We start from the raw sequence: 10,725 nt of genomic DNA, 5'->3' as shown, positions 1-10,725 counted from the left end.
GCGGCAGGTTGCGCGCTGAAGCCAAGAACCGCCAAATCAAGCATGTCCGCGAAAGCATCAATCGCGCGGACGTGGCTATTCTCATCAACATAATCGTCGAGGTGTTCAGGCAGTAACATCGACCGCTGCCAGTCTAAACCTTCGATGAAATGCGTCATGAACAACCTCCATACCGAATACGGAAATTATAGCAGCATCTGGATCAAAATGGGGGAGTTTTCACACAGCCTCCGGACAAGACTGCCGTCTGTTTATTCACCTCATTGGGCTTTGGAGTTGATGCTGTAGTAATCTGATTTCATCGCCAGAAATCACCACTCCCTTACGCCAAAGGTTATCCTTCATCACGGTCGGATATTGGTTTGCGTAGTCACGAAATTTGTCGTTGGTCACAACAAAAGATATTGGCATATACTTGAGAAACTCCAGAATGTATCTGTCTGCCTGAAACCCGCTAGGCACGACATAGATTTCGTCTTCTCTGAGCCCAAAAATGTCTTCTAGCATCACCAGTGAATGCCGCTTGTCCCTTGCGAAAGCTCCGTGTTCTTCAAGGGTGTAAAAAATATTGGCATCAAAGAAACAAACGATACGGTATCCTTGTGAGCGAAGCAGGTGCGCGATCTCACCAAGCGGTTGAGCGTCTAACCCTTTGTCATGCCCAAGATGGTAAATATTGTTTCCATCAAAAACGGCCACCTTTTCGTCCAGTCGCAGTCCATGAATGAAACCCTGCCGATCATTGATCAACAAAAAGTGCGGCCTGTTTTCGCGAACTTTTCGGTTCACAAACCACCAGAAAACAATCAGTGCCGTCAAGAGGGCCAAAAATGAGACCTGGTCCCAGTCTGACTGCCCTAAGAACCACCATAAAAGCAATGCGGATATGCAAGCCAGCAAGCCGAAGTTTAGGACCCTTAGTAGGGTGCGCCGGAGCCATGCGCCAGTATTGATACCTAGTTTCGGGGTGACTTCCCCTGAGAGTTCTTCGCCCAATGTAATTTTTTTGGAGGTCATGGTTTTTCTCATGCAAAAGCTGATCGCTGAAAAGTAACTAAATTAGCATTGGAATACCATAAGGGCTCAAACCTGCTGTTAGCTGCGCAAAACATCAAGGTCCGGTTTGGGACGTTCGTGTCATTCAAGACTAAGGGAGGAAACCGGTCATTCGCCGCAGTATGCATCAACGGTAGTTATGCGGGGCGGGCTCACCTGATCGACGCAACACATACATTGAAACGCTCTGCGGGAGTTTCGTATCCCAGCGTCTTTCGAGGTGGTTCGTTAAGCGGTCTTGCGCCAGCACTCAACTTTGCTTGACTATGTATCGCCAAATCCGTGCCCTTTGGGAAGTATTGTCGCAGCGAGCGATTGGTATTTTCATTTGAGCCGCGCTGCCATGCATTGCCCGGCAGTCGCTGCTTGCAGCGATGAGAGGGGCTGTGAGGGTCGCAGGAAAAGATATCGATCTCCGTCGCCAAAGTGAATGTCTTGTACCCCGCCATCTCTGATCCGTGATTCCAAGTCAGTGAGCGATAAAGCTCTTTGGGCAACTTGCGTGCCTGTTTGATCAACGCTTGAATGACACTGTGACTGTCCTTTTTGTCAACCTTTGCCAGAATCTGCAATCAGGTCGCCTTCTATTAGCTGGCATCACCGAGAGGCTAATGGCCCGAAACGGCCCTGTCTTCAACTTCCGCAGGTCTGTCACGGATCGATATCGCATCGTTGAACTTACCCAACCCGCTGCGTTTTAGCGTGGCGTGGCGGGACCGGCGAATGGATCGTGTCGCTCATAGATGAGCCAGAAACTCCTTCTTAAGTACGCCGCACGTCTGGATAAAAAGGCTTCGGTAGATCGTTTCATGCGAGACGCGCTTGTTCTCATCGGGATGTTCGCGCATCAGCCAACCTGCGATTTGTTGCGGGGACCACTTGCGGATCAGTTTGGCCGATATAGCACGGCAGAGATAGTCATTGCCTGCCAACTTGCAGGGCTTTGGGCGGTGGGCACGATCCCATGCAGCTGTATCAGATTGGTTTGCACGATAGCTTTGGGTGCCGACATCGCGCCTGACTTCACAACTGATGGTCGATGCTGACCGCTTCACGGATCGTGCAATTGAGCGCAGGGACACCTTCGAACGCAGGCCTCTGGAAATCTCTTCTTGATCGATCAGAGGGAGAGCGAAGCGCGATCTCACGCGGTCGGTGGACGGATGCCGCCAGTACGCGCGAGGAGTGGATAGATCGACGATGATGCTCGGTTAAAATCAAGCCCGATCGAACTCATCGACTCTCCGCGTTGCCATCTGTCCCAAATCTCTGACGTCTGCTTATCCGTAAAAAATACTCGGCGGCGATACTTCATAATGGTTACTCCATCTTTGACTAAAGATCAAAGGGTTGCGTCGACCAGTTGAAACCGCCCGACAAAGCCGCCGTTCGATGTTCCTGCTCTAAGGTGGATGGACGGCTCGAAGCGGACCTGCTGCGTCCCTCAGCCCTGAACTTGGGCTAACTCACATAGAGTAACAAACAGGCTTTGCCTGCGGACGAGACCAGCGCTGGCGATGCAGGACGCCGCCACTGTGAATTCTGGCACAATAAGGTTTCTGCACCGGCCGACACGCGTGTTATGAACGAGACTGGTAGACATATGGGAGAGACGTATGAGGATCGCAGTGATGGGCGCAGGCGCGCTCGGAGGTTACTTTGGAGCACGTCTGGCTGCGGCCGGAAACGAAGTTGTCTTGATCGCAAGGGGTGCGCACTTGGCAGCGATTCAGGAGCGAGGCCTGAAAATTCTGAGCCCGCGCGGGGACTTACATATGTCTGAGATCGCGGCAACCGACGATCCCCGTTCAGTAGGACCGGTCGACGTGGTTTTGTTCATGGTCAAGAACTATGACGTTGAAAGCGGGGCGCAAGCTATTGCTCCAATGCTTAAGTCTGACACGATGGTTGTGACTTGTCAGAATGGTGTCAGCGCCCATGACCGGCTTGGCGCAATCATCGGCATGCAGCACGTGGTACCGGGCGTGGCGCGCATCCCGGCCGACATTCCCGAACCCGGCGTCATCAACCATTCGGCAATGTGGGACACGCTCTCATTTGGCGAGTTGGATGGCCGGGTCACCCCGCGCGTTGCGGCCCTTCGTGATGCGATCATTGACGCGGGTGCGACAGCCGTGATTCCGGACAATATTCTGCACGACTTGTGGGTAAAGTTCATCTCTCAGGCAATGCTGGCCAGCATCACAACCTTGACGCGGCTTGATATGGGGCCGCTTCGGAACAATCCAGACAGCCGCGCGTTGTTCCTTGCTGGGATGGCAGAAACCAATCGGGTCGGCAGGGCGATGGTGCCGGACTTGCCCGAAGGCCTTGTCGAGCAAACTTGGAAAACCATCTCAACTTTGCCGGACACGATGCATGCCTCAATGCTGGACGATTTGAGAGCCGGCAAGCGGCTGGAGGTTGACTACTTGAGCGGGGACGTGGTGCGGCTGGGCCGCCAATACGGTGTTCCGACGCCGATCCATGAGGTGTTCTGGTCGGCGCTCCAGCCCTTTAAATATGGGTCTCCCGGATAGTTGCCTGTGGTTTCCACATAATCGTGTAGCCGATCAAAAGCATACCTGTGTTGGTTCAGGTGAGGGATGGGGGCAGCAGGTTTCAACTACTCCTTGAAGGGCACTCGCTACCGCATCCTGAAATTTTAGTGCGCCCCTACTTCCCGCCGTCGTTGTCATCGATGGGCGAACCTCGTTGGGTGTTTTCGGATGACCGTCAACCCGACTTTGCAAAGGGCGTTTCCAGCGCATTGCCGTCATTGAGACAAACAGCAGCATCCGTCTTATGGGCTCAAACCCGCCGTTCGCTGCATCTGCGCCAAAGTCTGCTTTTCCCTCCCTTCGGGCGACTGCGGTCTTATCTCGTTAGGCGCGAAACTCGCGATACAAGGCGTCATCGGTGGCGGGTTGCCGGCTCCGAGTAGCGAGATTTGGCGTCATGATTAAATTATTTTCAGAAAGGCCCGACGGAATTGCACGTGGAACACGTATAATGGTTGTAACAATCGCATTGGACCTATCATGAAACCACCCTTCGCCATTTTCGCGCTGTGCGCGTTCTGCGCCACCGCTGCAACTGCTGAGACTTTTTCATCCGACGTTTGGGCGGACAATTGGTTCGAGTTGCGCATAGACGGCACGCAGGTCGCGCAAGACAGTGTGCCGATCACGACGGAGCGGTCTTTCAATGCAGAAAGCTTCACGTTTGAGGCCGAACGCCCATTCGTGGTGGGTGTTGTGGCCAAAGACTTTAAAGAAAACGATACAGGTTTGGAATATATCGGAACGGGGCGCCAGCAGATGGGCGATGGTGGGTTGATCCTTCAAATCCGCGACGCAGCCGGAAAGACCGTGGCCGCCAGCTCCGCAGAATGGGCATGTGAGGTCATCCACACGGCCCCCTTGGATAAATCCTGCGAGGCGTCCACAAATCCCGTGGCTGGCGAAGGGGTTTGCACATTTGACACTATGGACGAACCCGCAGACTGGGATACGGCGTCCTTTGATACATCCAATTGGCCGCAAGCCGACGTTTATACTGCCCGCGAGGTCAGCCCAAAAGACGGCTACGACGCCATCAGCTGGGATCCAAAAGCCGAGCTGATCTGGGGACCCGACCTTGAGCAAAGCAATACCGTCTTGTGCCGTATAACTGTCAATTGACCCATACTTTAGGAATCTGCACTATGAACCGCACAATTATCCTTCTGGCCTGTCCGCTTTTCATCGCCGTTGCTAGCCCTACACTTGCCCACGACGACCGCTGCGATGCTGTGGCCGCTTCTGTCGCGGATGCGGGCTTTGCCGAGAGCGTGACCGTAACCTGCACCGACACCCAAGCCATTCTGACATCTGACACCTATCCCGATCATGACATGATGACGGGCATCGTCGGTACTAACGAACAAGTGCCCGTTCCCGCCGAATACCCCGCACCTGTCCTCCTCAATCCCGTCTTTTCGGGAACGCCGCTGACCCGCGATGCGGCGCTCGGCGTGGCAGTCAACGGGGTGCCGATTTATGACTATACTGGCGGCGGTGAGATGTCGGAAGCTGATCTGACGCACCATCAGGCACAACACGACACGCTACAAACGGACCAATTGGACGTGTGCGGCGGGCACGCTGGTCGTGGCGATGACTACCACTATCACGTCGCGCCGACCTGTATGATCGCGCAAATGGCCAATGCGGGACCAGAAGCAATCATCGGCTGGGCGTTTGACGGCTTTCCGATCTATGGCGACACAAACCCCGACGGCAGCACCATTGAAGGTGGCGTGCTGGATGTTTGCAACGGGCAGACGGACGACACATTTGGCTACCGCTACCACACCTCACAAGACGCGCCCTATATCGTGCAATGCCTGATGGGCGAGCTGCCGACCTTCAATGATTTGCCCCGTGTACGGCCCCTATCAGCCGCAAGCGGCGGCGGTGCACAACCAGGGCGCCCACCTCAAGGTGGCGTTCAAGACCTCGTCTTCACGCAAAGCGCCGATGGCAGCCGCAGCATGGATTACAGCTTTGAAGGCGAGGAATACTACATCCGCTACAGCCCTGCTGCTACGGAAAACTGCTACGACTATACCACCAAAACCGTGACCAACAATGGGGACGTCATGGAAGGGGAGTTCTGCCGATGACCCTTGCCCACCGCTTGTCCGGCCTCGCTCCGCTGCTGTTCTGCGGCATTTGGGCGGGTGCGGCGACCGCCCAAGACACTTTTACACTGACTAGTCCGGCCATTGTGAGTGGCGGTGACCTGCCAAGCGATCTAAAATGCAGTCGCGACGGGGGGGATGGCCTCTCGCCTCCGCTCGTATGGTCAACGGTTCCCGAAGGAACGCAGAGCCTCGCAGTCATCATGCAACACTATCCGCGCGGCAAAATCGCAGGCACCGACGCGCCCAGCCAATACTGGCTCTTGTGGAACATCCCCGCAGACACAACCGCCATTCCGCGCGGGAACCCAACCTCCTTGGGCGATGAAGGCGCGGACAAAGATGAGAGATTCACAGGGTACACACCGCCTTGCTCCCCACGCGGCGCACGTCACGAATACACCATCACGCTTTTCGCGCTGAACGCGGCCCCAGACACATTGCCCAGCAACGACAGCCTGCAGGTGGACTGGACCGAAATGACACAAGCCATCGGGCCGCTTGTAATCTCGTCCTCATCATTCACATTCTGGAACTAAATCGCGCCGAAACTGGACGTTCGCCGCGACACACAAAAAATCGGTTATAACGGGCTCTTTCCGGCCGTTCGCCGCACACTGCACCGAGGTCGGCTATGCGGACATGAAAATTAAATCGACGGAGATGAGGTTACTCATCCAAGTAGTCGGCCATCGGCGTCAATGGACCGCATCGGGCGAGTATATGGGTTTTTTCATAAAGGCCGACGGGCGCACCGCCGAAGCATGCGCCCGATCATGGAGAATCGCAGCAAAAAGCGAGGTCAATTAATTTTGCAGCTGGCAAAAGGGAAACACTACCCACGCCTGCTATGCTTGACCACACTTCATCTGCCCTAAATGACGCTTAGTCTCAGCCCAAGCGTTGCGCCAATTGCTCCGCTGTTTCGTTGTAAGATATCTGCAACATCCGAATATCTTTATGCCCCACAACCCGCGCCATACTCAACACGTCGAGCTTTGACGCCATCCGCGTGATGGCCTCGTGCCGGCTATCATGAAACGTCAGGTTCTTGATCCCTGCCCGATCGCGCACGCGCCGAAACAATACGTCCAGATTGGCACTGGTCAGGGCAAAACACGCCCCACCCGCCACTACATTAGGTAGCCCCTTCAGAAGCGCCACAGCGGCGGTTGAGAGCGGCACAGATCGCCAGTGCCATTCTTGGTCATTTCCAACTTGGCAACGCGCATATCGCAGCAACGCATTCCGCATGGTCTCGGTCGATCCCGAAACCTCCCCTTGTCGAATCAAGAACTCTTGGCGCGCGCCCCGTCTTTGGCATCAACCCGCTTCTCAAATGACTTTGATTTCCGCGTACCTTGCATGGCGACTTACGCCTGTCATTTGCCGGTTTGCAACTTTTGCAAGGGACGCCATTTCAAATCCTCCCACTCGGAAAAATCGCAATGGCATGTCAATTTCAATGGATTATAGCGCATTTCAGTACGAAATGCCCACCATAACCCCCTGTATATCCTTATATAAATAAGGAACTTCACTGATTAAGGGGAAAATATTGGTGCGGTCGAGAAGGAACGTTTTATTAATTATTTCATTTGGTTGCAAATAAATTTCGTGAAAATTCGTAATTTCGTTTGGTGAAATAATTTTGAAATGAACGAATTTCAATCTTACCCCGCAATGAAACTTTCTCGCTGTTTAGCTATCTATTGGCTCCAGTCTTAATTTCATCAATGTCGGCGAAGGTTCTGCGCTGCAGCGTTTTAGCATGGTGTGAATGTCTGGATCGAGCAGTTCGTCTAGGTGGCTCCGTGGGGTGAAGTCCGGCTTCCTCCGCGAGCGCATTTGACTGAAAACTAGGGTCCACGCCGAGCGTCGACTTTTAATTGAGAATGAGGAGAACGGCGCACAAAACCTATTTGTGCCGAAAATCCGTGCGTTGCGTTGGCTTTTGATTTGGCCTCACGGCGTCCTTAGATAAAACGGTTTGAAATTCAATCGTCCTGAGCAATACTGGGAAAATACACCTCGCACCGCCAATTCATTTTTTTGCCACCCTCTCTACCCCTGTCTTAAAGGAGAATAGCCATGTTTACACTTCGCTTTGCTCTAATAATTTCAACAACCTGCGCGCTAATTTCAACATCCGTAACCGCACAGGAAATGCAAGCCAATGAAGACCTGCTCGAAGAAATCCTTAACAAGGACAGCCCTTACTCGCCCTATGTGAATCGAGATTTTCCAGAGCGTCCCTTTTGGGGAGACAGCCACCTTCACACGTCCTTATCCATGGATGCAGGGGCGTTTGGCAATCGGTTGGGCCTAGACGAGGCCTATCGATTTGCGCGTGGCGCGCAAGTGACAGCCTCCTCTGGCCAAGAAGTACGCCTCGCACGTGCGCTTGATTGGCTCGCAATCACCGACCACTCCGACGGCATGGGCATGATCGATGATATGATTTCGGCCGCCCCCGCGATCACCCAATTTGAACAGGGCGCGAAATGGTCCAAGGGTGTGCGGGCCGGCGGTGAAGAGGCCGTCGCAACAGCTCTCGATTTAATCGGCGCGTTTTCTCAGGGAGAAATTGAACCCGCTTTGTTGAACAATTACTCCCCCGGTGCGCGGCGCTACGCAACCATCTGGGAAGACGTGATCCTCGCGGCTGAAAAACACAACACTCCAGGTGAATTCACAGCTTTCATCGGGTTTGAATGGACGTCCCTTGCGGCCGGAAACAACTTGCACCGAAACGTCGTTTTCCGCGATGGCGCCGACCGCGCCCGCCAAGTAGTCCCTTTTACAACGGTAGCCCCTATCGGAAGTAACGACCCGCTCGACCTCTATAAATACCTCGAAGTTTACGAGGCCAAAACCAATGGTGCGGCCATCACATTTGCCCACAATGGCAACCTCTCAAATGGCGTAATGTTCCCAACCGAAGAGCAATTTACCGGCCGCAAACTCGATCAATTCTACGTCGAGCAACGGGCCAAATGGGAACGCAACTACGAGATCACTCAAATCAAGGGCGACGGCGAAACCCACCCCTTCCTGTCACCGGATGATGAATTCGCAGATTACGGCACGTGGGATGTTGGCAACCTTGATCTTTCGGCCGCCAAAACAGACGACATGCTTGCCGGAGAATATGCTCGTGAAGCGCTCAAAAACGGAATGGTTCTTGAGGAAAAGTTCGGCACCAACCCCTACAAATTCGGGATCGTCGGCGCCACCGACTCCCACACCTCCCTTGCCGCGATCGAAGAGGACAACTTTTTTGGAAAACACGCCGGCTATGAACCAAGCCCCGAACGCCTGACGCATCCCTTCATGGAAAATGAAAACGGAAAACTTTCCAGCTGGCAACAGGTTTCCAGCGGCCTCACCGCGGTTTGGGCCAGCGAAAATACCCGTACCTCATTATTCGACGCAATGGATCGCAAGGAAGTTTACGCCACAACAGGCCCGCGCATTTCGGTGCGCCTTTTCGGCGGTTATGATTTTACCACCGAAGACCTGAAAACGCGCAATATAGCAAACGTCGGTTATGACAAAGGTGTGCCAATGGGCGGCGATCTCAATCAACCTCAAGATGGCCAATCCCCGACCTTCCTCGTTGCGGCCCTGCGCGATCCAATCGGAGCTAATTTGGACCGGGCCCAAATCATCAAGGGCTGGGTCGATGCCGATGGCATCACCCACGAGAAAGTCTATGACGTGGCGTGGGGAGATGCGCGCCAATTGGACGCGAGCGGAAAATTACCCGCCGTGGGCAATACCGTTGATCCAGCAACCGCAACATGGAGCAATTCCATCGGCTCGGCCGAATTGGTAACCGTCTGGACGGACCCAGATTTCGATCCAAATGAACGCGCGTTTTATTACACACGGGTTCTCGAAATCCCTACGCCGCCATGGTACCTTTTTGATGTCCTCAAATTTGGCTCAGAAATCCCCCCAGAAGCTCCCCTCGCGCAGCAAGAACGCGCCTACACCACGCCGATTTGGTTTACCCCAAAAGAATAGTCAGTGTTTCAAAAAGCTATTAAGAGGCCCTGCGAGGGGCCTTTTAAATTCCGGGGCTAGTCCGAAAAATTTATCCTGTCTAACGTCAGCGCGAAGGTTTGAACATCTATCAACCTTCTCCATGAATTAAGGGGCCGCTATGATGGTAGTCCCACATTGAGTTACACCACCAGCTCAAGTTTTAGGCGCTGCAACGGGCCGCTGCAACACAAGCTTCAAATTTCTCTGCTGGTGTCTTGTATTGCAAGGTCTTTCTTGGCCCCTCGTTTATCGCCGCCGCAATCGTCGATTATGACATCATCACAGCGGTAGCGCATATGGACTTCGTCGGCATGGGAGTTATCAGGCGGGGTCGCAAGCATTTCGCCTTGTAGGTGCCACTGCGCCGCCAATAGTTCGAAACCACTTGGGCGGATCACCATCTTGTTTGGTAGTTGTCCAACATCATTTCTTCCGTGCTTCTCGGTTAGGAGACTGAAAGAACTGATGTCACTTTGATGTCAAAAAACAACTATCAGCCAGCAATAGGTTGTTTTTATTGTATTTTCTTGAAAAATTGGTGCGGTAGAAAAGCAACGTTCAATTTTTTATTTCAACAATTTGTGAATAAATTTCGTGAAAAATTCGTAATTTCGTTTGGTGAAATAATTTTGAAATGAACGAATTTCAATCTTACCCCGCAATGAAACTTTCTCGCTGTTTAGCTATCTATTGGCTCCAGTCCTAATTTTCATCAATGTCGGCGCAGGTTCTGCGCTGCAGCGTTTTAGCATGGTGTGAATGTCTGGATCGGGCCGTTTGCGACATTGATAGGTGAGTGATTTGGTCCATTTTTTGCACCATGCACATTTCGACACTAAGGGCGGCGGGATCAACTGATCGACGCAACACACTGGGCGAACTTCTCAGCTGGGGTTTGATATTGCAAGGTCTTGCGGGGTCGTTCGTTCAACTGT

At 53.2% G+C, this 10,725-nt stretch carries 7 protein-coding genes and 1 pseudogene; 5 read left to right on the top strand and 3 right to left on the bottom strand.

Translation table 11 applies throughout. From position 1 onward, the window contains the following. Positions 1-255: 255 nt before the first annotated feature. Together AB9F26_RS21650 and AB9F26_RS21645 are read right to left on the bottom strand one after the other, a co-directional pair. Positions 256-1,017 carry a hypothetical protein gene (locus AB9F26_RS21650; RefSeq protein ID WP_369769065.1) on the bottom strand — a complete coding sequence of 254 codons (762 nt, stop codon included), beginning with the start codon at positions 1,015-1,017 and terminating at the stop codon, positions 256-258. Between the two features lie 191 nt (positions 1,018-1,208). Continuing rightward, positions 1,209-2,371, bottom strand: a pseudogene (locus AB9F26_RS21645) (IS30 family transposase). Between the two features lie 301 nt (positions 2,372-2,672). On the opposite strand from AB9F26_RS21645, the gene AB9F26_RS21640 reads away from it, so the two are divergent. The 4 genes from AB9F26_RS21640 to AB9F26_RS21625 all read left to right on the top strand — a co-directional run bounded on the left by AB9F26_RS21640 (position 2,673) and on the right by AB9F26_RS21625 (position 6,279). Then, positions 2,673-3,596 carry a ketopantoate reductase family protein gene (locus tag AB9F26_RS21640; protein WP_369769064.1) on the top strand — a complete coding sequence of 308 codons (924 nt, stop codon included), beginning with the start codon at positions 2,673-2,675 and terminating at the stop codon, positions 3,594-3,596. A 501-nt stretch (positions 3,597-4,097) separates the two neighbouring features. Further along, entirely contained in the window at positions 4,098-4,739 is a 642-nt protein-coding gene (locus AB9F26_RS21635; RefSeq protein WP_369769063.1) for a PEBP family protein, read from the top strand. 23 nt (positions 4,740-4,762) lie between these two features. After that, a complete protein-coding gene (locus tag AB9F26_RS21630; RefSeq protein ID WP_335586923.1) occupies positions 4,763-5,722 on the top strand; it encodes a YHYH protein in 960 nt (319 codons plus the stop codon). Then, a complete protein-coding gene (locus AB9F26_RS21625; RefSeq protein ID WP_369769062.1) occupies positions 5,719-6,279 on the top strand; it encodes a YbhB/YbcL family Raf kinase inhibitor-like protein in 561 nt (186 codons plus the stop codon). The genes AB9F26_RS21630 and AB9F26_RS21625 overlap by 4 nt, the downstream gene beginning before the upstream one ends. A 352-nt stretch (positions 6,280-6,631) precedes the next feature. Here AB9F26_RS21625 and AB9F26_RS21620 read toward each other — a convergent pair whose 3' ends face one another. Next, a complete protein-coding gene (locus tag AB9F26_RS21620) occupies positions 6,632-6,994 on the bottom strand; it encodes a tyrosine-type recombinase/integrase (protein WP_369769061.1) in 363 nt (120 codons plus the stop codon). An 837-nt stretch (positions 6,995-7,831) separates the two neighbouring features. Here AB9F26_RS21620 and AB9F26_RS21615 point away from each other — a divergent pair. Then, positions 7,832-9,769: a DUF3604 domain-containing protein gene (locus AB9F26_RS21615; protein WP_369769060.1), complete on the top strand. Its 1,938-nt coding sequence runs from the start codon at positions 7,832-7,834 to the stop codon at positions 9,767-9,769. Positions 9,770-10,725 lie beyond the last annotated feature (956 nt).

Source organism: Falsihalocynthiibacter sp. BN13B15 (assembly GCF_041205415.1).
Taxonomy (GTDB): Bacteria; Pseudomonadota; Alphaproteobacteria; order Rhodobacterales; family Rhodobacteraceae; genus Falsihalocynthiibacter; species Falsihalocynthiibacter arcticus.
Note: the sequence above shows the minus strand (reverse complement) of the source record. Positions and strands in the feature narration are given on the sequence as shown.